The organism is Xanthomonas citri pv. citri (genome assembly GCF_000961215.1).
GTDB classification, from domain to species: Bacteria; Pseudomonadota; Gammaproteobacteria; order Xanthomonadales; family Xanthomonadaceae; genus Xanthomonas; species Xanthomonas cissicola.
In genome coordinates, this window is record NZ_CP008998.1 from 571563 (window position 1) to 598141 (window position 26579).

The window sequence follows — 26579 nt, forward strand, 5'->3', positions numbered from 1 at the left end:
CATGCCGGCAACCCCCACGCAGCAGCCATTACCCGCCGGCATCCTCACAGTCGCGCTGGCATGCTGCGTGCTGGCGCGCAGCCGCTCTCCAGTGCGGCCGTCTTGACCGATAATGCCCGCCCGCCAGGACCCGATACGATGAGCGACATCCTCAACACCATTCTTGCCCGCAAGGCCGATGAAGTCGCCGAGCGCAGTGCGCGCGTGCCGCTGGCCGAGTTGATTGCGCGCAGCGCCGACCTGCCGCTCACGCGCGGATTTGCAGCTGCCATGCAGGCCAGCATCGCCGCAGGCGACCCGGCCGTGATTGCCGAAGTGAAGAAGGCCAGCCCGTCCAAGGGTGTCATCCGGCCGGACTTCCAGCCGGCCGATATCGCGGTCAGCTACGAATTCGGTGGCGCGACGTGCCTGTCCGTGCTCACCGATGTGGATTTCTTCCAGGGATCCGATGCCTATCTGCGCCAGGCGCGCGACGCCTGCACGCTGCCGGTGCTGCGCAAGGATTTCACCGTGGACCCGTATCAGGTCTACGAAGCCCGCGTGCTCGGCGCCGACTGCATCCTGTTGATCGTCTCCGCGCTGGAAGACGCCCAACTGGCCGATCTATCGGGTCTTGCCATGCAGCTGGGCCTGGACGTGCTGGTGGAAGTGCACGATATCGACGAGCTCGAGCGTGCGGTGCAGGTGCCGGTGCCGTTGATCGGCATCAACAACCGCAACCTGCGCACCTTCGAAGTGACGCTGCAGACCACGTTGGACATGCGCTCCGCGGTGCCGCGCGATCGCGTGCTGGTCACCGAGAGCGGCATCGTCACCCAGGCCGATGTGCAACGGATGCGCAGTCACGATGTGAACGCGTTTCTGGTCGGCGAGACCTTCATGCGCGCGGCAGAACCCGGCGAGTCGCTGCGTCAGCTATTCTTCGCGCATGACTGAGTCGTATCCCGTCCCGCGCGAGGACGCACCGCTGGTGGTCTTCGACTTCGACCACACCTTGTACGACGGCGATTCCGGCAGTCATCTGTTTGCCTGGCTGATCAAGCGCAACCCGTTGCGCTTGCTGGTTGCGCTGTTGGCCTCGCCCATTCTCGGCCCGATGGTGGCGATGCTGCCAACCCGGCGGCGCGGCGTGTCCGGCTATGTGTGGATCGCCACGTTCGGCCTGCACCGCGCGCGCGAGTTCAACCGTTTCATCGACGCATACGTGCTCAAGCATGAAGCGCAGATCCGCCAGCGCCTGCTTCCGCATGCCTTGCAGGTCTTCACCCAACACCGCGCTGCCGGCGACCGTGTGGTGGTCGCCACCGGCGCACCGCCGGAGTTGGCGCGCGCCATTCTCGGCTTTGTGGCCCACCAGGACGTGCCGGTCATCGGTAGCCTGGTCGGCCCGCGCCTGGGCGCCGTCACCGCGCGACGTCACTGCCATAACGAAGAAAAGATGCGCATGCTGCGCGAGCGCGGCTACGCCGATATCGCCATCGCCTACTCGGACAGCACCGCAGATCTGCCGCTCTTGAAGGCCGCGCGCGCGCCGGTGGTGGTCAATCCCAAGGCCAATCGCGAAGCGCTGTTCCGCCAGGTGTTGCCGACAGGCACGCCCATCCTCAACTGGGGTTGCCGCGACCGTGGCGGCAAGGCCCTGTAGGCGAGCGCAACATCCAGGCGGCTAGATCGTTTCGCGCGGAGCGACACGATTGCGCGGTCCAGCTTGCGACGGCGCATCTGTGCAGCGGATCGCACGGGCAGACCGATGCGAGCTGTAGCGCAACGAATCTTCAGGATCGTGACGCAGTCGCGATGCAGATCGTGCGGTTCGACGGCTCGAAGACGCTCTTATAAGAGGTATCGCGCAAAAGTGCCGCTGCGGAGGTCATGAAACTGCCGATGTCGGCACCGTCGCAATCGAATCGACCGGTGCCGAACCCGGCATGCAGCCAGTGCACAAGGCACGGGCTGCACAGCGCCGTCAGCGGGTGCCGTACAGCACGACGGTCTTGCCGCGTGCGTGCAGCAGGCCGTCGGCCTGCAACTTCTTGAGCACGCGGCCAGCCATTTCGCGTGAGCACCCCACCAGGCGTGCAAGTTCCTGGCGCGAAACACGCAGCTGGGTGCCCTGCGGATGGCTCATCGCTTCGGGCTCTTTGGCCAGGTCGTGCAGCGTGCGCACGATGCGGTCGGTCACGTCGAGGAAGGCCAGGCGGCTGGCTTTCCTTGTGGTATCGAGCAGCCGTTTTGAAAGCTGAACACCGATCGCATACAGGATTTTCGGCGCATCCGGCGACAGGCTGGTCTGGAACAGCTGCTGCAGCCGCTCGTAGCTGATCTCGGCAAGCTCGCACTGGGTGCGGGTGCGCAGGATCACCTCGCGGGTGTCGGATTCGATGAATAGCCCCATCTCACCGACGAATTCGCCGCTACCGAAGTAGCCCAGCACCAACTCACGGTCGTCATCTTCCTCGGCGATGATGCTTACCGAGCCGCTGATCACGTAGTAGAGGGTGCCGGCCGGGTCTCCTGGCCGGAACACATCGGTCCGGGTCGGATAGCGTCTTCGGTGGCTGTGCGCCAGGAAACGCTCGATGGTGCCCGCGTCCAGCGCCAGGGAGGGGGTAGCGTTACGTACCGTCGTAGTGACAACCGTCGTATTTCCTGGGCTCATGGTAGTTCCGCGTGTGATTCCTGAAGCTTAACGGCATGAGTCATGCAAGGTAAACCACTCTTAACATCGGCATTTCGTTGCTGGGATCTTTGGCTCATAATTGACTCCTTTCCCGCTTTCCATAAGGACAGACCGACGTGGTCAAGCCGTTGCCTCGTCTGAGGCTACAGGGGTTCAACAACCTCACCAAGGCGTTGAGCTTCAACATCTACGACGTCTGTTATGCGCGTACCGAAGAGGAGCGTCAGCGCTACATCGAGTATATCGATGAGCAATACGACGCCGATCGTCTGACGCAGATCCTGACCGATGTGGCCGAGATCATTGGCGCCAACATCCTCAATATCGCACGTCAGGACTACGATCCGCAGGGTGCATCGGTGACGATCCTGATCTCCGAAGAGCCGGTGATCGACAAGAAGCAGGCCGGCAAGGAATTGATCTCCGATGCCGTGGTTGCTCATATGGATAAGAGTCATATCACTGTCCATACATATCCGGAAACGCATCCGCAGGAAGGCATCGCCACGTTCCGCGCCGACATCGACGTCGCGACCTGCGGCGTGATTTCGCCGTTGAAAGCGCTCAACTACCTGATCGAGAGTCTGGAATCGGACATTGTGATCATGGATTACCGCGTGCGTGGCTTCACGCGCGATGTGAAGGGCAAGAAGCATTACATCGATCACAAGATCAACTCGATTCAGCAATTTCTCGCCAAGAACGTGAAGTCGCGCTACGAGATGTTCGACGTCAACGTCTACCAGGAAAATATCTTCCACACGAAGATGCACCTGAAGGACTTCGACCTGGATCAGTACCTGTTCGAAGAGCGCGCCAAGAACCTCTCGTTCAAGGAGCGCATGAAGATCGAAACGCTGCTCAAGCGCGAAATCGAAGAACTGTTTCACGGACGCAACCTGAGCGAATAAGCGCAGGAGCATCCAAACGCCACAAGGCGGGACGGCCCGCCACGCGATGACCTCGCGTTCCACAGCCGACGGCGGCCCAGTGTGCAAACACTGGGTCGCTTTTTTTTTGCCCATTTTTTCTGTGAGGAGTACTGCAATGCCCTGGATCCATCTGTTGCTGGCCGGCCTGTTCGAGATCGGCTTTGCCATGGGACTGAAATACAGCGACGGTTTCACTCGCCTGTGGCCGACCGTGCTGACAATCGGCCTTGCCGGCATCAGCCTGTGGTTTCTGACGCAGGCGCTGAAGACCATTCCGGTCGGCACCGGCTATGCGATCTGGACCGGCATCGGTGCCTTGGGCGTGACCATTGCCGGTATCGCGCTATTCGGCGATAGCGCCTCGTGGTCGCGATTGGCGTGCATCGGTCTGATCGTGGCCGGGGTGATCGGGCTGAAGCTGGTCGGGTAGTCAGTCCCCCAGCGTTTGCTGCGCAAATCCCGGGCTCCGACTTGGAGGCTGCCTATCGCCACGCCTTTGGCGCGCCCCCTCAACAAAGGGGGCTTGCTTCAGTGGCGTACCGGGGAAGCAGTTGATCGCTGTGTCGGGTGTACTCGGGTGCACGCTAGATTCTGGTGGCCGATGGCCGACTCCCAATTCCCGGCTAGAGGCGGTAGGCAACCGTCTTCATCAGCTTGGAGGCCAGGGCCATTGCGCTGGGGATCGGAGCCGGGAGCGGGCGGGCGCCGGCCTGCTCGGCCTGATCGGCGTGGCGGGCCTCGTCGATCTTCATCACGCGCAGGATGGCGCGGCTGCGTTGGTCGCTCTGGGGCAGGGTCTCCAGGTGCTCATCCAGGTGGGCTTCGACCTGACGTTCGGTCTCGACCACGAATCCCAGGCTCCAGTCGTCGCCGCGCAGCCCGGCCAGCGCGCCGAGCGCGTAGCTGCCGGCGTACCACACCGGGTTGAACAGGCTGGGACGGCTGTCCAGCTCGTGCAGGCGATCGGCGCACCAGGCCAGGTGGTCTGTCTCTTCCTGGGCAGCTTCCAGCAGGTGGTGCCGGGTGTGCGCGTCGCGGGCGACCGCGGCCTGGCCGAAATACAGGCCTTGCGCGCACACCTCGCCAACATGGTTGATGCGCATCAGGCCGGCGGCATGGAGACGCTGCTCCGGGTCCAGGACGACGTCGGGCGTGTCGGCAGCGGGATTGGGGCGTTCGGCCGGCGGATTGCCGAAGACGGTGTCCAGCGCGCGCTGGGCTTCGACCAGCAGCCGGTCGAGCGGGCTATGCAGGCGGGTGGGGGAGATCTGGGTCATACGGCGATTCTGGCCCCGCTCCGCCGTGCTGCCAACCGCCATGGCGCAGGTGTCGCTTGCAACTTGCATCGCCGCCGAGCGTCCCGTACAATCCCGCCTCTTCTGTTTCGCCTTCACAACGCGTGGCAAAGTTCCAGTGGTCATCGGCCGCTGCAATCCGCCCGACCACTCAAGAGTTTTCTCATGACTACGTTCACCGCCAAGTCCGAGACCGTCCAGCGCGACTGGTATCTCGTTGACGCCGCCGGCAAGACGCTCGGCCGTCTGTCCACCGAACTGGCCCGCCGCCTGCGCGGCAAGCACAAGCCGGTTTACACCCCTCACGTCGATACTGGCGATTACCTGGTGGTGATCAACGCCGAGAAGATCGTCGTCACGGGCAACAAGCTGAAAGACAAGAAGTATCACCGCTTCACCGGCTACATCGGTAACTTGAAGACCGAGAGCCTGGAGCAGGCGCTGCAGCGCCACCCGGAGCGCGTGATCGAAATCGCCGTTAAGGGCATGCTGCCGAAGGGTCCACTGGGCCGCACCATGTACCGCAAGCTCAAGGTCTATTCGGGTGCCGAGCATCCGCACGCCGCCCAGCAGCCGCAAGTTCTGGATATCTAATCATGGCTATCACGCAAAACTACGGCACTGGCCGCCGCAAGTCCTCCACCGCTCGCGTGTTCCTGCGCAAGGGCACCGGCAACATCACCGTCAACGACCGTCCGCTGGACGAATTCTTTGGTCGTGAGACTGCGCGCATGATCGTGCGCCAGCCGCTGGAACTGACCAAGAACACCGAAAGCTTCGACATCATGGTCACCGCCTCCGGCGGCGGCACCACCGGCCAGGCCGGTGCGATCCGTCTGGGCATTGCCCGTGCGCTGGTCGAGTACGACGAAACCCTGAAGTCCGAGCTGCGCAAGGCTGGCTTCATGACCCGCGACGCTCGCGAAGTCGAGCGTAAGAAGGTCGGTCTGCACAAGGCCCGTCGCGCCACCCAGTTCTCCAAGCGCTGATCCATCGCGTTTGGCGCGTCCCGGGTCGCCGGGATGCCTGCTTCAAGAGCCCGGCCATGCCGGGCTCTTGTCGTTTTGGAATCCGGTGAGTGGCGTGTGCGAGCGCGTGGCGAAGATGGCCCTGGAGACTGAGTGCGATCAGCATGAACGCAGGTGCGCGACGCGTTACCGCCGGACGCCGGGCAACGAAAAAGGCCCGACTCTTTCGATCGGACCTTTTGTGTTTGGCTGCCCCGGATGGATTCGAACCACCGAATGCCTGAGTCAGAGTCAGGTGCCTTACCGCTTGGCGACGGGGCAATAAAACGTGTTGGTCCAAGAGTATTGCATGCCCGCGAGGGCGTGAATACCTTGGTGGCTATGGGTGGACTCGAACCACCGACCCCAGCATTATGAGTGCTGTGCTCTAACCGGCTGAGCTACATAGCCTAGGGAGCCGGCAATTCTCACGATGCGCCGTGCTGTTGTCAAGCATTTCGTTTTCAGCTTGTGAGCCGGGCGTCGCCGTGGCAGAGTCGGTGGCAGTAGATTTTCAGGAGTCCGCATCGTGATCGATCCGGACGGTTTCCGGCCAAACGTCGGCATTGTGCTGATGCGGCAGGACGGTCAGGTGTTCTGGGCGCGACGTGTGCGCAGGGACGGCTGGCAGTTCCCGCAAGGTGGCATGAACACCGATGAGACGCCCGTTGAAGCCATGTACCGCGAGTTGCGCGAAGAAACCGGGTTGTTGCCCGAGCATGTGGAATTGCTCGGCGCCACGCCTGGCTGGCTACGCTATCGGCTGCCCAGCCGGGCGGTGCGCCGCAATGAGCGGCAGGTGTGTATCGGGCAGAAGCAGGTCTGGTTCCTGCTGCAGTTCACCGGCGACGAATCCCATCTCAAGCTCGACCATACCGACACCCCGGAGTTCGACCACTGGCGCTGGGTGGATTTCTGGTATCCGGTCGAGCACGTGGTGATGTTCAAGCGCGGCGTCTATGCCCGCGCGCTGCGTCATCTGGCGCCGCTTGCGCAGAGCCTGGCCGGTCCGGCGGCAGTCGGTGCGATGCCCGAGCGTGCGCTGGAGGCGTGGTTGCCGGGCAGCAGCGCGGCAGGGCACGACAGCCCACGCAAGCGGCCACGCAAGCGCAACGGGGCTCGTGCGATGCGGATTAATAATGATTAACGGATGGAATTGACACCTATTCTCGTTTGCGGTGCAATCAGCGCCGGTCCTTTCCGGATCGCCAACACCCGACCGATACTGTGTACGTCTGCATCTGTAATGGGGTCACCGACCACCAGATCCGCGAAGCGGCCGAGAATGGCTGCGTCAGCCTTGCCGAACTGACCATGCGCACCGGGTGTGGGTCCAATTGCGGCTCGTGCCTGGAGATGGCGGGCGACCTGTTGAGCCAGGCACATGCCAACCGCGCATTGCCGTTGCCGCTCCTGGGGCTGGCTAGCGCTGCCTGAGGCAGGACGTCAGGGGCGGAGGGTCCCGACAACGCCTTCGAGATTTCCACGCGGTACCTGATGCCAGAGGTATCTTCCGACCCGCGCCGCGAATGCCCGTGGCATCCCTGCGCCGCTGGAGCTACCTGCAGCGAAGTGGTTGCTCGGTAATGACCGGCACAAGACTCCAGCCGGTACCAGCCTGATCCGCCATTGCAGCTGCCAGGCGCCTGGCAGCTCCTGCGACACACAGCGCGTCCCGCAACTGATCACGATTCGCGTTCCTTCATGCGCCGCGCCAACGCGCTAGAGTGCGGCCGGCTCACTCTCTCGGAGACATCGCATGAAGGGCGATACCAAGGTCATCGAGTACCTCAACAAGGTGCTCTACAACGAACTCACTGCGATCAACCAGTACTTCCTGCACGCCAAGATGCTGAAGAACTGGGGCCTGAAAGAACTGGCCGAGCATGAGTACAAGGAATCCATCGACGAGATGAAGCATGCGGACAAGCTGTCCGACCGCATTCTGTTTCTCGAAGGGCTGCCCAATTTCCAGGCCTTGGGCAAGTTGCGCATCGGCGAGAACCCGACCGAGATGTTCCGCTGCGATCTGATCCTGGAGCGCGAGGCGGTTGTCGTGCTGCGCGAGGCGGTGGCGTATGCGGAGACCGTCAAGGACTACGTGAGCCGCCAGTTGCTGGTGGACATCCTGGAGTCCGAAGAAGAGCACATCGACTGGCTGGAAACCCAACTGGACCTGGTGGCGCGCATCGGCGAGCCGAACTACCTGCTGACCAAGCTGGACGACTGACGCGCGTCTGGTCGGTGTTGTCTTTCATTTGGCGCTGGATTTACGGGTGCGCGGTACTTCTGCTGGTTGGTGTTTTCAGCGATTGTTTGCCGATGATCTGCTTCTACAGATTCTGTTGCCGGGTGAGAGTGCGTGGCTTCGCCCGTACCCTCACCCCACCCCTTTCCCGCAGGAGGGGGGGGCTCTGGTGTCCTTCCGGGACCAGAGAGGCTCGAGCGTCCTTTCGGGTGAGAAGGCGTTGAGCATCAGAGCGATTTGAGCCTCGCGTTAACGGATGCAGGTGACGGTCCCAGGCGTCTGCCGCCGCTTCGACACACTGATGCGATTAGTGATTTGTCGTGCTGGCGTCGGCTTGCAGGCGGGCGACCTGGCCCAGCAGGGCGAGGCGGGCGCGGGCGTATTCGGCGATGACCAGGGCGACCATGACCGAGGGGCGTTCGATGGTGCCGGTGCGGGCGGCCAGTTCGATCCGCCGTGCCGCGTTGGACACGGCCTGCGCGCCGACGTTGGCGCTGGAGGACTTCAGCGTATGGGACAGATCGCGCAGCTGCATGCTGTCGCGGTTGGCGGCGGCCGCTTCCAGTTGTTCGATGATGAGCGGGGCGTCTTCCAGGAACAATTGCAGGATGGTGATTGTGTCCGCGCCCGCCACCTCGTACAGCTCGTCGATGACGCTGTTGTCCAGGATCGGCAGGGCGCGTGCCTGCGCGGCGGCGCTGGCGCTTTCGGGGTCATGGGTGGCCTGCCCGGCAGGGCTTGGGCCGGGCAGCAGCGCCTGACGCGGCAGCCAGCGTTGCAGACAGGCGTCGAGCTGTTCGCGTGCGACCGGCTTGGACAGATAGTCGTCCATGCCGGCGGCCAGGCAGCGTTCGCGGTCGCCGGCCATGGCGTTGGCGGTCATGGCCACGATCGGCACCGGGCGGCCGCCGCTTTCGGTTTCCATGGCGCGCCAGCGGCGAGTGGCGGCATAGCCATCCAGCACCGGCATCTGGCAATCCATGAAGACCATGTCGTAGCGGGTGGATTCCATCCGGGCCAGTGCGGCTTCGCCGTCGGTGGCGGTGTCTGCCTCGAAGCCAAGCACCGCCAGCAGCTTCTGCGCGACCAGCAGGTTCACCGGGTTGTCTTCGACCAGCAGGATGCGCACCTCGCGGGCGTTGGCCATCGGCGGTGGCAACGGCTCGGGGATCATCGCCGAGGCCAGCGTGGTGGCGTGGGCGGGCTTGGGTTCGGGCGGCAGTACCAGGGCGCGCAGGGTTTCGTCCGGGCTCAGGCGTGGCACCAGGGTGGCGTGATCCTGCAGTTCGGCCGGTACCGGTTCTTCGCCGTACAGCCAGATCAGCCGCGCGCTGCTGGCATTTTCCGGGCGCGCGAGCGCGCGGTGCACTGCGCGCGCGCTGTAGCGCAGCGTGTCGTGGTCGGCGATGACGCAGCGGAAGCCTTCGCCGTCGCTGTGCCGGCGCACGCGTTCGAGCGCTTCCTGGGTGGTTTCCATGAGCACGTGCGACACGCCCCAGCTGTCGAGCAGGCGCTTGAGGCGTTGCGACAGGCGCGCATCGGAGCTGATCACCATCACCCGTGCGGCGTCGGCGCCGGTGGCCTGCTGGAGGTCGCCGATGACCTTGAGCAGCGGGATTTCGAACCAGAACGTGGAGCCGCGCCCGGGTTCGGATTCCACTCCGATGCGGCCGCCCATCAGGTCGATGATGCGTTTGCAGATCGCCAGGCCCAAGCCGGTGCCGCCGTACAGCCGCGTGGTGGAGGCGTCGGCTTGTGCGAAGGAGCGGAACAGGCGTGCCTGCTGGTCCGGGGCGATGCCGATCCCGGTGTCGCGCACCTGGAAGCGCAGCAGATGCTGGGCGCGCGTTTCGCCCAGGCGGCGCAGCTGGATGTCGACGCTGCCGCGTTCGGTGAACTTGATGGCGTTGCCGATCAGATTGCCCAGCACCTGGCGCAGGCGGATCGGGTCGCCGCGCACCAGCAGCCGTACCGACGGTTCGATATCCAGGCTCAGGCGCAGCTGGCGGCCTTCGGCGGTGCGCTGCAGCAACTGGATGACGCCGTCGAGCAGTTCGCGCAGATTGAAGGTGGTGATTTCCAGTTCGAGCTTGTTGGCCTCGAGCTTGGAGTAATCGAGGATGTCGTCGACGATGCGCAGCAGTTGCAGCGAGCTGCCGGTGGCGGTCTGCAGCATGTCGCGCTGATCAAGGCTGAGCTGGCCGCTGGAGATCAGCTCCAGCATCGGAATGATGCCGTTGAGCGGGGTGCGGATCTCGTGGCTCATGGTGGCCAGGAATTCGCCCTTGGCCAGAGTGGCGGCCTCGGCGGCCTGCTTGGCGCGCAACAGTTCCTGTTCGAGCTCGCCGTGGCGCCGCAGTTCCTGCTGCAAGCGTTCGCGGGCCAGGTCGGCTTCTTCAAGGCGCTGCGCCAACGCGTGCTGCGCATGAGCGGCACGGTGAGCGGCAAACGCGGCACACAGCCCGCAGACCACCGCCAGCGCTGCCGACACCGCGCTGACGGCGCGCCAGGGGCCTTGCAGCGAAGACCACTGCAGGCCTGCGCCGAGTGCGGCTGCCAGCGCGGCCAGCACTGCCAAGATGCTCCAGGCGCGAAGACCTGCTGCCCGCTCTCTCACTCAGAGCACCGCGCTTGTGAAGTCGAAGTCCAGTTCCTTGCCGACGGTCTGCACCAGGTTGCCCTGGATGAAATCCACGCCGCTCATCCACATCGCAGCCGCTGCCTGCGGATCTTCGATGCGTTGGCCGATGATCAGCAGGCCGCGCTGGTGGGCGATGTCGATCACGCCGCGCAGTTCGTCGCGCACCGCCGCGTTGCCGTGCGCATCGGCGAAGCGGTTGGCCATGCGTACGAAGCTCAGCGGCAACTGGGCCAGCAGTGCGTTGGCTTCATCGCCGGGTTCGAACTGGCTGAGGCAGAACTGCACGCCGGCCGGCATCAACTTGGCGCAGAACTGCTGCACGGTGACGGCATGGATCAATGCATCGTCCAGGCGCAGATCCACGATCAGCGACTGGCCGGCCACGCCACGCTCGACCAGCGCCTTGAGCAGCCAGTCGGCGAAGGCATCGCGGGCGAGCGTGCGCGGCGATTGCGAGACGAACAGGCGCAGCGGCGGGCTGGCGTGCTGGTACAGGTGCAGCAGGCCCAGCGCGTGGTCCATGACCTGCTGGTCCAGATCGGCGATGCGCCCGGCGGCTTCTGCGGCAGGAATGACCTGGCCTGCCGAGAGCAAGGTACCATCGGCCTGGCGCAGCCGCAGCAGCACCTGGTACTGCGCGGTGTCGCCGCCGGCCACGGCCACGATCGGCTGATAGGCCAGTTCCAGTTGACCTTCGACCAGCCGCAGTTGTTCCTGCTGTTCGGCCTGGCTGGGCGCCAGATAGGTCTGCACGCCGTCGCTGCGCAGGCGTGCCTGCAGCGCGGTGCGTTCGACCGCTTCCAGCGCGCTGCCGGTGTCGTCGAAGCCCAGGCCCAGCGGTGCGACGCCGATGGCGCAGCGCACATGCACGGATTCTTCTTCGCGCACCGGGAAGGCGTTGGCGGACAGCCGCTGGCGGATCTCCAGCGCCTGCTGTTCCAGGCTGGCTTCGGGCATGTCGACGGCCAGCAGCAGGAAGCTGTTGTCGTTCAGGCGCGCCAGCGGGTAGGGCTGGGCGGCGCTGGCCAGGCGGTGCCCGGCCTGGGTCATCAGGCGCTCGTAGGCGGCATAGCCGTAACGCTCGCGCAGGCCGAGCGCGCTGGCGATCTCGATGAAGAACAGGCCGCCGGACTGCTTGCGCTCCAGCGCGTCGGCGAGCAGGTCCATCACGTGGCCGCGGGTGGGCAGGCCGGTTTCCGGATTGCTGCGCACGCTGACCTGTTCGCCGGCTTGCTGCAGCGCCTGTTGGCGTGCGCGGCGGATGCGGTTGGACACCGCAGCGATCAGGTGGCGCGGGCGGATCGGCTTGGTGAGGAAGTCGTCGGCGCCGCTGTCGAGCACTTCGAACTGGCGCTCCGGGTCCGGGTCGCCGGTCAGGAACACGATCGGCAGCAACTGCTGACCGGGCTGCTGGCGGATCAGCGTGGTCAGGCGGATGCCGTCCAGCTCGGGCATGTGCAGATCCATCAGGATCAGATCCGGGTGATAGTCCTGGATCGCCTGCGGCACGCTGGCGGCGGTCATCTCGACCTGCGCATGCATCCCGGCGCCGTGCAGCACGCTCTGCGCGAACAAGGCCTGCGAGCGGTCGTCTTCGACGATGAGGACGCGGTACGGCGCATCGGCGGCGACATTGTCCTCGCCATCGTGCGGCGCGGCGGGCGCTGCCGATGTGGGTGACGCCGTGGGCGCCGTTGCTGCGGCAACACGTGCGCTGCTGCTGGCCGCCACCGCGCGCGGCGTCGCCACGGCCGCGGCCGGGCTGGCCGCCGCTGCAGTGGCAGGCGCAGGAATGATCGCCGCGCTCACCGGCACAGCGGTGTCGGCCGGCGACGCAACCTCATCGGCCCAGCGACGCCAGTGGTCGGCCGGCGGGGTCTCGGCGCGAAGTGGACGATTACGCGTGGCGGTGTCGTCACGTGTGGTGGAAGAAACCGGATCTCGGGCGGCCATCGATACTCCCTACAGTCGCTGTGATTATGCGATAAACTTCACGGTAGCGGGGAGCTGCGTGCAGTCGGCGTGGCGGCAGGGCGTATCGGCGCAACCAGCCGACGCATGCCCCGCCACAGCAATCGCCAGACCCACCACACCACCAGCCCCGCCATCAGGCTGGAGCCCACCGCAAGACCCAGTGCCAGCCAGGGGTGCGCCAGTGCCAGTGCCAAGGCGGTGGTGGCGATGGTGTCTTCGGCCAGCGAGGCGATCCAGTTGCTGGCCGGTTCGGGCGAGGTGTTGAGCAGTGCGCGGGTGCCGGCCTTGAGCGTGTGGCTGGTCAGCGCCACGCCGGCACCGGCCGCCAGGGCGCCCGCGCCCAGGTCGCCATCGGGCGAGAGCGTCGCCGCGGCCAGGAAGGCGCCCGCTGGCACGCGGGCCAGCGTCTGCAGCAGGTCCCAGCCCGAATCCACGCCCGGAATCTTGTCGGCGATGAATTCGGCCACTGCCAGCGCGCCGGAGGTGCCCAGGACCCACCACGACTGCGCCGGATGCAGCGCCGGCGGCAAATCGATCCAGCCCAGCAGGCCGGCCAGGCCGACGCCGAACACGGTGAGATAGACCCGGATGCCGGCCAGCCAGGCCAGCAGGATGCCGATCACGAACAGATGCGCTTCGCTCATGGCGTGGTTCCCTGCAAACAATTGCAGAACTATCGCAGAACTTTGGAATAACCGCCGATCCAGCGCCAGCGCGACGATCGTCTGGGCTCTGGCACACTACGCCGCCCATGATTGCGCCGGCCCGTCCGGACCCGATGCCCATGAGACCAGCCGCACGCGTGCAGATCGTCCAACGTGCCTCCGGGCATGGCCGTTCCGGTGGCCGCTGGTGGTGGCTGCTGGTTGCCATCGTATGGCTGGCTTCGCTGGGCGGGGTGTGGTGGATGGCCACGCGCACGGCTGCCCCGCGGCTGGTGAAGGCCGAGGCAGCGCTGCAGCAGGCGCAACGCAGCCAGGTCCAGCAACGTCGGCAGATCGAGCAGTTGCAGCAGCGCCAGGTCAATCTGGCGATGTCCGACAAGATCAGCCGCGCGGCCAACACCGAAGTGCAGGCCTCGCTGGCCGAGCGCGACGAGCAGATCGCCGCGCTGCGCGCCGATGTGGCCTTCTACGAGCGGCTGGTGGGCTCCACCGCACAGCGCAAGGGGCTCAACGCGCATTCGGTGCAATTCACCGCCGAAGCCGGCGGCACCTGGAACTACAGCGTGGTGCTGACCCAGAACCTCAACCGCGGCGCAATCAGCCAGGGCCAGCTGCGCTTTGCGGTGGAAGGCGTGCGCGCCGGCAAGCTGGTGACGGTGAGCTGGAACGAGTTGCACCAGAAGCCCGACGCCGCCGGGCAACCGTACTCGTTCCGGTATTTCCAGCAGCTGGACGGTAGCGTGATCCTGCCGAAGGATTTCACCCCGCAACGTGTCAAAATCTCCCTGAGCGGCGATGGGGCGCCGGTCAGTCAGACATTCGATTGGAAAGTCGCCGGCAATGGCGCGGGGGAATAGCTCATGTTCGGAAACAAGTCCAACCGTGGTGCGCAGACCGTGGTCGATACCTTGATCGGGCCGCAGGTGGTCATCCGCGGCGACCTGACGTTCAGCGGCGGGCTGTATGTGGAAGGCCGCATCCTGGGCAAGGTGATTGCCGAAGACGGCGCCAGCGCCACCCTGACGGTGGCCGAGCAGGGCAGCATCGAAGGCGAAGTGCGTGCGCCGGTGGTGATCATCAACGGCCAGCTGACCGGCGATGTGCATGCGGCCGAGCGGGTCGAACTGGCCGCCAATGCGCGCGTGCAGGGCAACGTGCACTACCAGGTGGTGGAAATGAGCGCGGGCGCGCAGCTTACCGGGCGGCTGATCCATGCCACCACGGCCGGCGCAACCGCGGCGCTGCCGGCGCCGGAACCCAGCCGTGCCGAACCGGTCACGGCGTTGCAGGCCGAAACCGCCGACGCCTGAGCGCGGCATGCGCAGTGAATGCCGCGGCAGCCGATAAGGCGGCATGGCTTGAAGTGGGGCCCTCTGGCCCCCATGCTGGCGCCATGAGTACGCTCGTTTCGCTTCCTACTGCCGCCCCGGCGCCGGACTACCAGTCCATCGACCGGCCACTGAACTTTTCCGTGGCCGCTGCCGCCAAGGTGCGCGAGCTGATCCAGGAAGAAGGCAATGCCGACCTGGCATTGCGCGTGTACATCCAGGGCGGAGGGTGTTCCGGCTTCCAGTACGGCTTCGAGTTCGACGAGAACCGTGCCGAGGACGACCTGGCCGTGGCCACCGATGGCGTCACGCTGCTGGTGGATCCGCTGAGCCTGCAATACCTGATGGGCGCCGAGGTGGATTACACCGAGAGCCTGACCGGCGCGCAGTTCGTGATCCGCAATCCGAACGCAAAAACCACCTGCGGGTGCGGGAGCAGCTTCAGCGTCTGATTGCATCTGGGTAGATGCGGATTGTGCGACGCATCTGGGTGAACGCGGATTGCGGCGCGTAGCGCGTGCTTCTGCAGTGCATCTGCGTTGGTGACAGGGTGACTGCCGAACGTGAGATCGATCGCGGCTGAGTGGCGCGCTGGTCTCGCTCGATGTTGACCAGCTGGCGATGAGGTGGACGCATTGCAGGTGGCGGGACTGGCCAGTATGCCTCGCTTACCTCGCGGTGCGCGCTGTGATGAGGAAGGCGCATCGCTTGCTTCGCCGCTGCAGCTCGTCGGGCGACTGCCGACCGCCATCACGATGAGGCTGCCAACGCGAGCAGCGCAGTGCGCGAATGGCGGCGACTGGTCAGGCAGGCGTGTGAGTGCTTCCACGCTGAGCAATTCTGCGGCAATCCTTCAGTACGGTGACAGCTGCGCGCCATGTAGTGACACGTAGACAGCGATCCACGCGCCGCGTTGAAAGAGCCTGTGCCGCGCGCGGCGTTGCAGCGATTTTCAGCGCAACGACAGGAATGCAGCGCGTTGCTGGCTGTCGATGATGGGCAGGCACGCATCTGATTGCTTGGGTTGCGCCCGCAAGGCCGGCGACCTGCACGCGCGCGTGACGCGCCACGACGCTTTCTGCGCTGCAGGTTTCGCGGCGCGCGCGCCAGCTTCGTGCGTGCGCGATGGTGCATGGATCCAGATGGCCATACTGCGTGCGTGCTTCCGCTGGCGCCACGATATGCGCGTTTTCTCCAGGCACTGCCGCTTGTCCACGTTGATCCACCGCGGTCATGTGTGACACCGTGCTGACACGTCTGCCATGCCTTGTGTCGATTCCAAGCCGTCGCGCAGTGACCACTCACGCTTCTTCCGCACCTCGATCGCACCGAGACCGATCTGGCGTTGGGTGATTGCTGCGCGTCTTCCGTCCTTCCCCAAGAGAGCATCACTTCATGTTGCAGATCAACTCCCGTTCGGCGTTTGGCCTGGCGGCCATGTTGGGCATCGCCAGCGCAGTGCTTGCACCCGGCGCGCAGGCCGCGCCCGCGCGCGGCACCTTGCTTACCAGCAATTTCCTGACCAGCTACACCCGTGATGCGATCGGCGCGATGCTGGCCTCCGAGCCGCAGGCCGAGCAGCCCAGATGCAACGTCCGTGTTGCCGAATTCACCTATGCAACCGTCGGTGTCGAAGGCGAACCTGCAACCGCATCTGGCGTGCTGCTGATTCCGGATGGCGAGCGGTGCGCCGGGCCGTACCCGTTGCTGGGCTGGGGGCGTCCGACCGGAACGGTTCGCGCTGAGGAGCAGGCCAAGGACATCCGCGATGCCAAGGGCAACGACCCACTGGTCACGCGCCTGGCCAGCCAGGGGTATGTCGTGGTCAGCAGCGATTACCTGGGGTTTGGTCCGTCCAACTACCCTTATCACCCGTATTTGCACAGCGCGACCGAGGCGAGTGCGACCATCGATGCGATGCGCGCGGCGCGCAGCGTGTTGCAACGCTTGAACACGCCGCTGTCCGGCAAGGTGATGCTGTCGGGTTATTCGCAGGGCGGCCACACGGCGATGGCCACCCAGCGCGAGATAGAAGCGCATCTGTCCAAGGAATTCCAGCTGGTGGCCAGCGCGCCGATCTCCGGGCCTTACGCGCTGCAGCAGACGTTTTTGGACAGCTGGAGCGGCAGCAACGCGGTGGGCGAAAGCAGCTTCGGCATCATTCTGGGCAGCTATGCCATCGTCGCGATGCAGCACACGTACAAGAACATCTATCTGGAGCCCGGACAGGTGTTTCAAGACCCGTGGGCTGCCAAGGTGGAGCCCTTGTTCCCGGGCAAGCAGAGCCTGACCGATCTGTTTCTCGGCGACACCTTGCCAGGCATCGATCGACTCAAGGCGTATTTCCAGCCCGGCTTCTACCGCGACTTTGCCAGCAATCCCGCCAACCCGTTCCGCCAGGATCTGGCGCGCAACGATCTGCTGGCGTGGGCGCCGCAGACGCCGACGTTGCTGTGCGGTTCGTCCAACGATGCCACCATTCCGCTCAAGAACGCGCAGACCGCCATCGCCAGCTTCAAGCGGCGTGGCAGCAACCAGGTGGCGGTGGTGGATATCGGCACCGGCAACTCCAGCGACAACTCGGCCTTCGTCCATCTGTTGACGAACGAGCCGTGCATCGTGGCAGTGCGGCATCAGCTGTTGGACAAGCAGCGCTGACGCCGCGGTCGTTGCTCGACGCTGCCGAAGGGTTTGCAGGTGCGGGCGTCTCGAAGCCCGCACCTGCATGGCGCTTCACTGCAGCCGTTGCAATGCACTGCCATGACCACTGGCTCACGTGCGTGTCCTGACAGGGCCGCACCCGCGCGCTGTCCAGTGATAGGGCCGCGTGCCGCTTGGCGTGAACCGCATCCCGCGCCAGTGGCCAGCGCGAGCGGCGTCCGCGTCTGAACACGCACCGCAGGCGCGCTCGATAGAGTGGGTACGATGGTTGCAGGCGCTGCCGATTATCGGCAGGCTTGCGCCGATGTCAGAGTCTTAGGTATCCCCACGTTTTTAAAGCACCAGCGTCATCTGCTCACGCACTGCTTCGGGCAGTGTACGTAAGCGTTCTAGCCAGCGTGAGACAGGTTCCATCGGCCAGCGCCTGGCCAGCGCCTGGCGGCCGACACGCAGTGTCGAGTAGAGCTTGCGTGTACTGCTGCGTGGCGATAGCCACTGGGCGATACCGGTGGCTTCGCATCCCAGTCCTGCCAGCCAACTGGCAAAGGTGGCCAGTGTGTTGAGCAACAACAGGATCTGCAACCGCTCGCCGCGACGGGTCAGGCTGTCTTCCATCGCCTGACCGTAGCGATGCGACTTCAGATCACGAAATGCCAGCTCGATCTGCATCCTTCGTGCGTACAGATTGACCAAGTGTTTCGCGCTGGGTGCTTGTAACTGTGGGGAGGCAACGATCAACCACGGCTCGCGTTCACGCGCCGCTGCTTTCAAGCTGGAGGATGCACGCGAGACCTTCGCTGGCGAGCGGCGGTTGCGTTGCTGACGTCCCAGACGTGTCTTGGCATAGAGCACCAGACGGCAATCGAGTGGATCACTGCGATTGGCCTGCATCGGTGGCAATTCGCATGCACGGTTGGACGCCAATGCATGCAGGCGTCGGCTATCGATCCATTGCGCTGCATCATCGGGCACGTCTTGCGGTTTGACCTGCGTGCGTCCGCGAAGACGCCCGACCCAATCCCAGCCCATCGCCGACACCGCGCGAAACCATGGCGTGCGGAATCCGGCGTCCGTGACCAGGATCGGACGCACATCGTCTGGAATCATTCGCCTGAGCTGTTGCAAGAAGCGTTTTTCCGCGCCGGGCGATCCCTGCTGTTTCCCGGCAACCACCATGTCCAGCAAGGTGAGTGTGCGTCCACCGATCGGCACGGCTGCGCGCAGCAGACACCATGACTTGTCCGGCTTCAAATCGCTCCAGTCGATGACGATCACCGGCTGGTCGCCGCGCAACAGCCAATGCGCCATGTCCCGCTCGATCATGGATCGCTCGGCCTGCAACGTGCGATTGCACAGCAGGCGGTCGCATGCCTTGAGGGGCGCACGTACCCGCGTCGCGCCAGGCCACGCGCGTGCGATGTCGATCAGCGTCAGTCGGCCCCCGTGCACTAGCGCTTCAACCGCGCCCAGCAAGGTACGTTGGCGTAACGCATGCATCCCGGAGAGTGAGTTAGACAGGCACTTCTGCAATACTTCGCTGGCGCGCATGGTCGGCACTCTTCTCTGGCTTAATCACCTTGAAGCGTGCCCCATGCGCGCACCTTCTTCCACCGCCTGGCCCACCAAGCGCTTGATCTCGCAGGAAGAAATGTGGGGAAACCTCAGTGTCAGAGTCTCTTTTTTCAGCTTCCGGTTTTGCCTTCACCCACGCGCCGCTCGATCGCGGCGATGTGCTGCGTGACGATCCCGACGCCCTGGCGCGTCTGTGGCCACAGGGCCGTGTGCTGTTGATCGACGCCAAGGGCACGGCGCTGGCCGATGCCGATGGTCAGCCGCTGTTGCTGGATGGCGCCGAACTGGGCGACGGGCCGGAGGCCGCGATCTTCCTGGGTCTGCGCGATGCGGTGGGCTGGTTCTGCCTGCCGGCCGACATCGTCGCGGTGCAGGCGCCGCAGCGGATCGATCTGCGCCAGGCCGCTGCCGACTGGCCTGCCGAGATCGCTACCGCCTTCGCCTATGCACGGGCGATGTTGCACTGGCAATCGCGCACGCGCTTTTGCGGCGTGTGCGGCGGTGCGATCGCGTTCCGGCGCGCCGGCTTCATCGCGCACTGCACGCAATGCCAGACCGAGCATTACCCACGCGTGGACCCGGCCATCATCGTGGCGGTCAGCGATGGCGCGCGTTTGCTGCTCGGCCGTCAGGCCAGTTGGGCGCCAGGACGTTATTCGGTGATTGCCGGGTTCGTCGAACCGGGCGAGTCGCTGGAGCAGACCGTAGTGCGCGAGGTGTACGAAGAAACCCGCGTGCATGTGCAGGACTGCCGCTACCTGGGCGCGCAGCCGTGGCCGTTCCCGGGGGCGCTGATGCTGGGGTTCACCGCGCGCGCCGCTGCGACCGAGGTGCCGCAGGTCACCGGGGAGCTGGAAGACGCGCGCTGGGTCAGCCATGCGCAGGTCAGCGCCGCGCTGGCCGGCGAGGGCGATATCGGGTTGCCGCCGCGCATTTCCATTGCGCGTGCGTTGATCGAGCACTGGCATCGTGCGCATGGCTGAGCCTGGCCGGCTTTTGCGGTGTTGCAGCGGCGCTCGCGTCCGCTCGGCTAGACTCGGCTGAGGAGGCCTGCCCATGTTCACCACCCTGGTTGCCGTCGTCGTCGCGCTCACGCTGGGCCATCTGGTACCGGCGCAGGTGGCCAGGCTGCGCAATTTCGCCTGGTTCGGCCAATGGCTGCGCCGGTTGGACAGTTACGCGGCCGGGCGCGGTGCGTGGCAAGGGCGCTATGGCGTACTGCTGGCCGTGCTACCGGCGCTGCTGGTGTTGCTGGTGCAGTGGCTGCTGGACGATGTCTGGCACGGTTTTCTGGGCTTGCTGTTCGGCGTGGCGGTGCTGGCCTGGACCTGGGGTCCGCGCGATCTGGATCGCGATGTGGAAGCGGTCATCGACGCCGACGAGCCGCGCACGCGGCGCGAAGCGGTTTCGCACCTGCAGGCCGCCGGCGGCAGCGTGCACGAAGACGCGCCGTCGCTGGTGGAAGCGGTGGTGGTCAACGGCCTGCGACGTTGGTTTGCGGTGCTGTGGTGGTTTCTGCTGCTGGGGCCGTTCGGCGCGGTGCTGTATCGGCTCACTGCCCTGGCGGTGGAAAGCCCGCTGGCCGTGTTGCTGCCGCCCCGCAATCTGGCTGGCGCGCGCTGGCTGCTGGCGGTGCTGGAATGGCCGGTGGCGCAGTTGATGACGATGTCGATGGCGCTGGTGGGTAACTTCGACACCGTGTTCCGCGCCTGGCGGCAGGCGCATGGCAACCGCTGGTCGCTGGAACCGCATTTTCTCGGCGCCGTTGCACGTGCCAGCGTCAGCGCCGAGCTGCGCGAGGAAGCGCACGACTACACCGATTCGGGCCTGGTGCCGGTCTGGCGCCGCCTGCCGGAAGTACGCGACGCGATGAGCCTGGTCTGGCGCGTGCTGCTGCTATGGTTGGTGGTGCTGGCGTTGTTGGTGATTGCGGGCTGGGTGCGGTAGCGCCGCGCGTGATGTCGGGCGAGAAGATGTGTAGCGCCGGGCCCTATGGAAACGTCGGCCCCTCGCGATTGTTCGCGGTCTAACCCGGCGCCAGCAAGGTAAACGGGTACCACGGCAGGTTTCTTGCGATCCAGTACGCCGGCAATGCCCACAACCAGAACTTCGGTTCGGACATCACGGCCACCACCGGGGAGAACCAGCGCGCGCGCCAGCCGGCTTTCCAGGCGATCAGGCCGGGCAGGATGAACAGGCCGAGCACGGCGGCCGGATTCATCGCGAAGGCACCGGGCAGGTCGAAGTGCACCAGCGCATACAGTGCGCGGGTCATGCCGCAGCCGGGGCAGTAGCAGCCGGTGACGGCCCGAAAGACGCAAGGCGGGAACGGGCTGTTGCTGGCATTCGGATCGAAGCGATACAGCAACGACACGCCAAGGGCGGCCACGCTGGTGGCCGCCCCCAGTCCAAGCCAATGGCGTGGACGCAGTTCCATTACTGCATGTGCTGCAACTGCTGCATGTAGTCCATGTAGCCCTGCATGCCGCCGGTGGCCACCATGCCGATGTTGATCAGCAGGCCGATCGCGGCCAGCACGCTGGTCACGATGCACCAGGTCTTGGCGGTGTTGGAGGCGCGGCGTGCGCCGTCGATGTCGCCCTGGTTGAGCAGGCCGTTGACCTTGCTGGAAAACACGATCGCCACGATGCCGGAGATCAGGGCCGGGCAGCACAGGCAAAAGCCCAGCACGGTGGAAACGATCGCCCAGATCAGGTGATTCGGCACCGGGCCGGGCGCGGCGCTGGACGAGGGATGGATCGGCGGTGGCATGGCACTCATGGTGAAGCTCCTTGGGTGGTAAACAACAGCGAACTGATGGGTGAGTGGGGTCGATTATCGGGCGCCATGCGCGGCGGTGATGCGCCCGTGTGCGCTGACGATGGCCGGATGGCCCTCATGCGAGGTTTGGCGCGAGCGGCGAGCGGCGAGCGGCGAGCGGCGTGTCGGTAGCGGTAGCGGCGAGTGGCGCTGCGCTGTGCCGGATATCTGCTCGCGCCAGCGGACCTGGCGCTCCACGCCTGCGCCGCGAGCGAACGCAGCGGCATGCCCATCGCTGCCGGCACAGCCAGCCGCTGCAATGCGCGACACCCGCCGATCAGGGCAGACGCCTCAGGCGCGATGATGTTGAGCACAACGACGTCCCCCTGGTACGGCCGGCCGCGTCCGCCTGGCGGCTGCGACGGCAAAGCGTGCAATGGCGCACAGGCTACTCGCGGCGCGCCATGGACGCAAAGCCTGCACCCGCCGGGCTCAGGGCTGATCCTGCCGCAGCGTGCGCACTTGTTGTTCTAGCAGCGCGGCGCTGGCCTGATCGCCGACGACCGCTGCCCCTGCCACCACGTCGATCTGCGCGCGCATCCGCCGCGGCACCCGCATGCGGCCCAGGCGCGTGTCGCGCCGGCTCCACATGCTCGACCACATGCCGCGCAGCGCCATCGGAATGACCGGCACGTTGCGGCGCTGCAGAATCTTTTCCACGCCGGACTTGAAGGGTGCGATGTCGCCATCCTTGGTCAATGCGCCCTCGGGGAAGATGCACACCAGCTCGCCATCGGCCAATGCGGCATCGATGCGGTCGAAGGCCTGCTGCATCAATGCGGGGTCTTCGCGCGCGCCGGCGATCGGGATGGCCTTGGCGGTGCGGAAGATCCAGCGCATCACCGGGATGCGGAAGATCTTGTAGTACATGACAAAGCGCACCGGGCGCGGAATCACCGCCGACAGGATCAGCGCGTCCATGTAGCTGACATGGTTGCACACCAGCAGGGCGGCGCCCTCGTCGGGCACATGCGTGTCGATAGCGCGCGCGCGCAGGCGGTACAACACGCTCACCAGCACCCAGCTGAGAAAGCGCATCAGGAACTCGGGCACCAGGGTGAAGATCCACAGCGCCACCAGCGTGTTGGCGATTGCCAGTGCCAGGAACACTTGCGGAATGCTCAAGCCCGGCAGCGGAATCCGTGCCCCGAACAGCACCACGTGCGGCAACTGCAGCGCGATGCCGATCACCGCCGCGGCCACGATGAACAACGCGTTCTGGATATTGAGCCCGGCGATCACGCGCGACAGCTCGGCCTTGGGTGTGCGGCTCTGGATCAGCGCAAACAACGGCACCACGAACAGGCCGGTGAACAGGCCGATGCCGACCAGATCGATGATCAGCCGCACACTGCCGGGCTGCTGCACGAACTGGCCGATCGACAGGCCGGTGACCGGCGCTGCGCCAGGCCGGGCGAAGTACAGGTCCAGCAGGAAGGCGCTGATGCCGAACGCGCCCAGCGGCACCAGGCCGATTTCCACGGTGCGGCCGGACAGCCGTTCGCACAGCAGCGAGCCTGCGCCGGTGCCGATCGAAAACAGCGCCAGCGCGAACACGTACAGATCCTGCTGTCCGCCCAGGTTGAGTTGGGCATAGGTGGGCAACTGCGCGGTCAGCACGGTGCCGATGAACCAGAACCACGACACGCCCAGCACCGCGTTGCGCACCGCCAGCGTGCGTCGGGTCAGGCGCATGATGGCGCGCGATTCGGGAATGGGGTTCCAGTTGATCTTCAGCTCGGGCGCGCCGGCATCCACGCGCGGTACCAGCCGCGCCACCAGGTTGCCGGTCACCGCAATCGCAATCACCGCGGTGGCGGCAGCCTCCGGCCCATGACTGCCGGCGATCTGGAAGATCAGCCCGCCGAAGATCATGCCGCACAGGATCGAAATCGAGGTGCCCATTTCGACCAGGCCGTTACCGCCGGTGAGTTCTTCCGGCTTCAGCACCGAGGGCAGGATCGAATATTTCACTGGCCCGAACAGCGTGGACTGCAGGCCGGTGCAGAACAGCGCAATCAGCAGGATCACCATGTTCTCGGTGATGAAGCCCACCGCGGCCAGCGACATGATCGCAATCTCCATCGTGGTGGTGATCACGATGAGCTTCTGCTTTTCCAGCTTCTCGGCGATCTGCCCGGCCAGCGCGGAGAACAGGAAGTACGGCAGGATGAACAGTGCCGGCGCCAGGTTCGTATACAGCGTGCGCTGGGCGGCATCGATGCCGAGATAGAACAGCAGGCCGATGATGGCCTGCCGATAGACGTTGTCGTTGAACGCGCCCAGCGCCTGGACAGCGAAGAACGGCAAGAAGCGGCGCTGCCTGAGCAGGGCGAACTGGCTGTGACCGGACATGCAGTTTCCTTTGCGAACGCGCGCAGCCTAGCAGGCTTCCATGGCGTGCTGGTGGATGGCGGTTGCGCTCAGCGGCTTCTCTGTGCCGGTGGCCTGCGTTGCGCGAGTTGGGCGCGCAGCAAGGCCACGAAGGCGCGTGCGGCCGGGCTGGGGTCGGGCCGCCACACCGCATAGGTCAGAAAGCGGTAGCGCTCCTTCAAGGCCACCGTGATCACGCCGCGCATGGCGCCGGCCATGGTCTGCGGGACGATGCCTACGCCCAGGTTGGCAGCGACCAGTTCGCGCACCAGATCGGCATGGGTGACTTCGTACTGCTGGCGCTGCCGCAGGCCGGACTGGGCGAAGGCGGCATCGATGATGCCGCGCACGCCGGCGCCGGGAACCAGCCCGGCCATCGGTTCGTCGTCCAGCTCGGCCAGCGCCACCCGCTTGCGCGCAGCAAGGCGGTGGCCGGGGGCCACGATCAAGGCCAGCGCCTCTTCATGCAGCAGCAGGCGCTGCGCCGGCACCGCAAGCTGCGGGCCGACACCGACCAGGGCGACATCCAGCCGGCCTTCGCCCAGATCGTGCAGCAACGCCTCGCTCATGGCAGTGCGCAGATGCACGTCCACCCGCGCATGCGCGCTGCGGAACTGATGCAGCAAGGCCGGCAGTTGCACGGTGGTGAGCGAGGAAATCTGCCCCAACGCCAACCGCCCGCGCACGGTGCCCAGGGCCTGCGCCATTTCCTCGTGCAGGCGCTCGGCAGCGCGCAGGGTCTGGCGGGCGTTGTGCAGGAGCACCTCGCCGGCGGCGGTGGGCCGCACCCGGCGGGTGCCGCGTTCGAACAGGCGTGCACCGAAGGTCTCTTCGATCTTGGCGACCTGGTGGCTGAGCGCCGACTGCACGGTGTTGCAGCGGCGCGCAGCGGCGGTGAAACCGCCTTCTTCGGCCACGGCCACGGCAAATTCCAGTTGGCGCAAGGTCAGCATGCAATCTCGAAAAAAGATGGCGATAGTGAAAACAATACATTGGAGAGATGTGTGCCGGCTGCCCACACTGTGCGCATTCCTTGACCAGACAGCCGCCATGCAGACCGAGCCCACCTCCCACCCGCCCTTGCCCCGTCGCCTGGTGCTGCTGATGGCCGCCGCCACCGGGTTGGCGGTGGCGAGCAATTACTACGCCCAGCCGCTGCTGGAAACGCTGGCGCAGGCATTCGGCATCCAGGTGCGCAGTGCCGGTGCGGTGGTCACCGCGGCGCAGTTGGCGTACGCGGCGGGGTTGCTGTTGCTGGTGCCGCTGGGCGACCGGCTGGAGCGGCGCGGCCTGATCGTGGGCCTGTTCGTACTGAGCGCGCTTGGGCTGCTGGTGAGCGCCAGTTCGCACAGTTTTGCGATGTTGCTGGCCGGCACCATCGTGACCGGCGCCAGCTCGGTGGCGGCGCAGATCCTGGTGCCGTTCGCCGCCACGCTGGCTGCGCCCCACGAGCGTGGCCGGGTGATCGGCACGGTGATGAGCGGGTTGCTGCTGGGGATCTTGCTGGCGCGCACCGCGGCCGGCGTGCTCGCCGGTGTCGGCGGCTGGCATACGGTGTACTGGATCGCCTCGGTCGCGTTGCTGCTCACCGCCGGGCTGTTGTGGCGCGGGCTGCCGCGCCATCCCGGCAATGCGCAACTGGCGTACCCGCGGTTGGTGGGCTCGGTGCTGACGCTGCTGCGCGACGATGCGGTGCTGCGTTCGCGCGCGGTGCTGGGCGGGCTGATCTTTGCCGGCTTCAGCATGTTCTGGACCACGCTGGCGTTTTTGTTGTCCGGGCCGAGTTATGGCTACGGCACGGCGGTGATCGGCTTGTTCGGCCTGATCGGTGCGGCCGGTGCACTGGCCGCCAATCGCTCCGGGCACTGGTCCGATCACGGCCATGGCGACCGCGTGAGCTGGGGCGGGCTGGCGATGTTGCTGCTGTCGTGGGGCTTGCTGGCGTTTGCGCCGCAGTCGATCGTGCTGCTGATCGTCGGCGTGCTGCTGCTGGATATCGCGGTGCAGGGCGTGCATATCGCCAACCAGAGCGTGATCTATCAGCGCAACCCGGCGGCGCGCAATCGCATCACCTCGGCCTACATCACCTGCTATTTCATCGGCGGTGCAGTGGGCTCGACCCTGGGCACGGCGGCGTATGCGCAGGCCGGCTGGATGGGTGTGGTGATCGGTGGCGCGGTGCTTGCTGCGGCGGCGCTGGGCTGGGTGGGGCTGAGCGTGGCGCGCAAGCAGTGGAAGTGAGCGCGGCCGGTGGGGCGAGGACGCAGCGAACGCATGAAAGTGGCGATTGCGCGGCATCGCCGTGTTCGACATCGGTTACCGCATCGAGGCTGCATGGGCCGCGGCGCCCACGCCTGTCGATCACTGGCGGCTAGAGCGTGTT

26 protein-coding genes and 2 tRNA genes are annotated in these 26579 nt (G+C 65.6%); 16 read left to right on the forward strand and 12 right to left on the reverse strand.

Annotated elements, in window-relative coordinates; all coding sequences use genetic code 11:
- Positions 1-60 precede the first annotated feature (60 nt).
- Positions 61-936, forward strand: a complete 876-nt coding sequence (gene trpC / locus AMD14_RS02975; protein ID WP_100041104.1) for an indole-3-glycerol phosphate synthase TrpC — start codon at positions 61-63, stop codon at positions 934-936.
- A complete protein-coding gene (locus AMD14_RS02980; RefSeq protein ID WP_003483057.1) occupies positions 929-1645 on the forward strand; it encodes a haloacid dehalogenase-like hydrolase in 717 nt (238 codons plus the stop codon). Before trpC ends, AMD14_RS02980 begins: the two co-directional genes overlap by 8 nt.
- Before the next feature lie 321 nt (positions 1646-1966).
- Here AMD14_RS02980 and crp read toward each other — a convergent pair whose 3' ends face one another.
- The gene (gene crp, locus AMD14_RS02985; protein ID WP_005914205.1) at positions 1967-2659 is read right to left on the reverse strand and encodes a cAMP-activated global transcriptional regulator CRP; all 693 of its coding nucleotides are present in this window, start codon (positions 2657-2659) and stop codon (positions 1967-1969) included.
- A gap of 137 nt (positions 2660-2796) precedes the next feature.
- Here crp and speD point away from each other — a divergent pair, with 137 nt between their 5' ends.
- Both speD and AMD14_RS02995 read left to right on the forward strand, forming a co-directional pair.
- A complete protein-coding gene (speD, locus tag AMD14_RS02990; protein ID WP_007967854.1) occupies positions 2797-3591 on the forward strand; it encodes an adenosylmethionine decarboxylase in 795 nt (264 codons plus the stop codon).
- A 136-nt stretch (positions 3592-3727) separates the two neighbouring features.
- Complete coding sequence (locus AMD14_RS02995; RefSeq protein WP_011050346.1) at positions 3728-4042, forward strand: DMT family transporter; 315 nt, start codon at positions 3728-3730, stop codon at positions 4040-4042.
- A 193-nt stretch (positions 4043-4235) separates the two neighbouring features.
- Here the strand turns inward: AMD14_RS02995 and coq7 are convergent, their stop codons facing one another.
- A complete protein-coding gene (coq7, locus tag AMD14_RS03000) occupies positions 4236-4889 on the reverse strand; it encodes a 2-polyprenyl-3-methyl-6-methoxy-1,4-benzoquinone monooxygenase (RefSeq protein WP_011050347.1) in 654 nt (217 codons plus the stop codon).
- Positions 4890-5072: 183 nt separating this feature from the next.
- Here coq7 and rplM point away from each other — a divergent pair, with 183 nt between their 5' ends.
- Together rplM and rpsI are read left to right on the forward strand one after the other, a co-directional pair.
- Positions 5073-5501, forward strand: a complete 429-nt coding sequence (gene rplM, locus AMD14_RS03005; RefSeq protein ID WP_003483082.1) for a 50S ribosomal protein L13 — start codon at positions 5073-5075, stop codon at positions 5499-5501.
- Positions 5502-5503: 2 nt separating this feature from the next.
- Positions 5504-5896, forward strand: a complete 393-nt coding sequence (rpsI, locus tag AMD14_RS03010; RefSeq protein ID WP_003483085.1) for a 30S ribosomal protein S9 — start codon at positions 5504-5506, stop codon at positions 5894-5896.
- Positions 5897-6121: 225 nt separating this feature from the next.
- Here the strand turns inward: rpsI and AMD14_RS03015 are convergent.
- Both AMD14_RS03015 and AMD14_RS03020 read right to left on the reverse strand, forming a co-directional pair.
- Positions 6122-6196 (reverse strand) — tRNA-Gln (locus AMD14_RS03015).
- Between the two features lie 52 nt (positions 6197-6248).
- A tRNA-Met gene (locus AMD14_RS03020) sits at positions 6249-6325 on the reverse strand.
- A 118-nt stretch (positions 6326-6443) separates the two neighbouring features.
- On the opposite strand from AMD14_RS03020, the gene AMD14_RS03025 reads away from it, so the two are divergent.
- The 3 genes from AMD14_RS03025 (at position 6444) to bfr (ending at position 8144) form a co-directional block, all read left to right on the forward strand.
- Complete coding sequence (locus AMD14_RS03025; RefSeq protein ID WP_005914195.1) at positions 6444-7061, forward strand: RNA pyrophosphohydrolase; 618 nt, start codon at positions 6444-6446, stop codon at positions 7059-7061.
- 80 nt (positions 7062-7141) lie between these two features.
- Positions 7142-7351: a (2Fe-2S)-binding protein gene (locus AMD14_RS03030; protein ID WP_005914193.1), complete on the forward strand. Its 210-nt coding sequence runs from the start codon at positions 7142-7144 to the stop codon at positions 7349-7351.
- A gap of 322 nt (positions 7352-7673) precedes the next feature.
- Positions 7674-8144, forward strand: a complete 471-nt coding sequence (gene bfr, locus AMD14_RS03035) for a bacterioferritin (protein WP_011050348.1) — start codon at positions 7674-7676, stop codon at positions 8142-8144.
- Between the two features lie 325 nt (positions 8145-8469).
- Here bfr and AMD14_RS03040 read toward each other — a convergent pair whose 3' ends face one another.
- The 3 genes from AMD14_RS03040 to AMD14_RS03050 are packed head-to-tail and all read right to left on the reverse strand — an operon-like array spanning position 8470 to position 13421.
- Positions 8470-10740, reverse strand: coding sequence for an ATP-binding protein (locus AMD14_RS03040; RefSeq protein WP_040107563.1), 2271 nt, complete (start codon positions 10738-10740; stop codon positions 8470-8472).
- 39 nt (positions 10741-10779) lie between these two features.
- Positions 10780-12756 (reverse strand): EAL domain-containing protein, encoded by a 1977-nt coding sequence (locus AMD14_RS03045; RefSeq protein WP_015471664.1) that lies wholly within the window; start codon positions 12754-12756, stop codon positions 10780-10782.
- A gap of 38 nt (positions 12757-12794) precedes the next feature.
- Complete coding sequence (locus AMD14_RS03050) at positions 12795-13421, reverse strand: DUF4126 domain-containing protein (RefSeq protein WP_003483099.1); 627 nt, start codon at positions 13419-13421, stop codon at positions 12795-12797.
- Positions 13422-13561: 140 nt separating this feature from the next.
- On the opposite strand from AMD14_RS03050, the gene AMD14_RS03055 reads away from it, so the two are divergent.
- The 4 genes from AMD14_RS03055 to AMD14_RS03075 all read left to right on the forward strand — a co-directional run bounded on the left by AMD14_RS03055 (position 13562) and on the right by AMD14_RS03075 (position 17428).
- A complete protein-coding gene (locus tag AMD14_RS03055; RefSeq protein ID WP_003483103.1) occupies positions 13562-14299 on the forward strand; it encodes a DUF6776 family protein in 738 nt (245 codons plus the stop codon).
- 3 nt (positions 14300-14302) lie between these two features.
- Complete coding sequence (locus AMD14_RS03060) at positions 14303-14752, forward strand: bactofilin family protein (protein WP_005914186.1); 450 nt, start codon at positions 14303-14305, stop codon at positions 14750-14752.
- 83 nt (positions 14753-14835) lie between these two features.
- Positions 14836-15222: an iron-sulfur cluster insertion protein ErpA gene (gene erpA / locus AMD14_RS03065; protein WP_002808218.1), complete on the forward strand. Its 387-nt coding sequence runs from the start codon at positions 14836-14838 to the stop codon at positions 15220-15222.
- Positions 15223-16165: 943 nt separating this feature from the next.
- The gene (locus AMD14_RS03075; protein WP_015462810.1) at positions 16166-17428 is read left to right on the forward strand and encodes a lipase family protein; all 1263 of its coding nucleotides are present in this window, start codon (positions 16166-16168) and stop codon (positions 17426-17428) included.
- A 336-nt stretch (positions 17429-17764) separates the two neighbouring features.
- Here the strand turns inward: AMD14_RS03075 and AMD14_RS03080 are convergent, their stop codons facing one another.
- On the reverse strand, positions 17765-18979 hold the full coding sequence (locus AMD14_RS03080; protein ID WP_011050083.1) for an IS4-like element ISXac1 family transposase: 1215 nt from the start codon (positions 18977-18979) through the stop codon (positions 17765-17767).
- A gap of 116 nt (positions 18980-19095) precedes the next feature.
- On the opposite strand from AMD14_RS03080, the gene nudC reads away from it, so the two are divergent.
- Positions 19096-19986: an NAD(+) diphosphatase gene (gene nudC / locus AMD14_RS03085; protein WP_003483119.1), complete on the forward strand. Its 891-nt coding sequence runs from the start codon at positions 19096-19098 to the stop codon at positions 19984-19986.
- Between the two features lie 73 nt (positions 19987-20059).
- Positions 20060-20950, forward strand: coding sequence for a cobalamin biosynthesis protein (locus tag AMD14_RS03090; protein WP_011050354.1), 891 nt, complete (start codon positions 20060-20062; stop codon positions 20948-20950).
- Positions 20951-21029: 79 nt separating this feature from the next.
- Here AMD14_RS03090 and AMD14_RS03095 read toward each other — a convergent pair whose 3' ends face one another.
- From AMD14_RS03095 to AMD14_RS03115, 4 genes are all read right to left on the reverse strand, one after another.
- A complete protein-coding gene (locus AMD14_RS03095; RefSeq protein ID WP_005914178.1) occupies positions 21030-21440 on the reverse strand; it encodes a DUF2752 domain-containing protein in 411 nt (136 codons plus the stop codon).
- A complete protein-coding gene (locus AMD14_RS03100) occupies positions 21440-21784 on the reverse strand; it encodes a CD225/dispanin family protein (protein WP_005920117.1) in 345 nt (114 codons plus the stop codon). The genes AMD14_RS03095 and AMD14_RS03100 overlap by 1 nt, the downstream gene beginning before the upstream one ends.
- Before the next feature lie 471 nt (positions 21785-22255).
- Entirely contained in the window at positions 22256-24178 is a 1923-nt protein-coding gene (locus AMD14_RS03110; protein WP_011050355.1) for an MFS transporter, read from the reverse strand.
- Positions 24179-24246: 68 nt separating this feature from the next.
- A complete protein-coding gene (locus AMD14_RS03115) occupies positions 24247-25149 on the reverse strand; it encodes a LysR family transcriptional regulator (RefSeq protein ID WP_011050356.1) in 903 nt (300 codons plus the stop codon).
- Between the two features lie 97 nt (positions 25150-25246).
- On the opposite strand from AMD14_RS03115, the gene AMD14_RS03120 reads away from it, so the two are divergent.
- Complete coding sequence (locus AMD14_RS03120; protein WP_005927904.1) at positions 25247-26437, forward strand: MFS transporter; 1191 nt, start codon at positions 25247-25249, stop codon at positions 26435-26437.
- Positions 26438-26579: the final 142 nt, after the last annotated feature.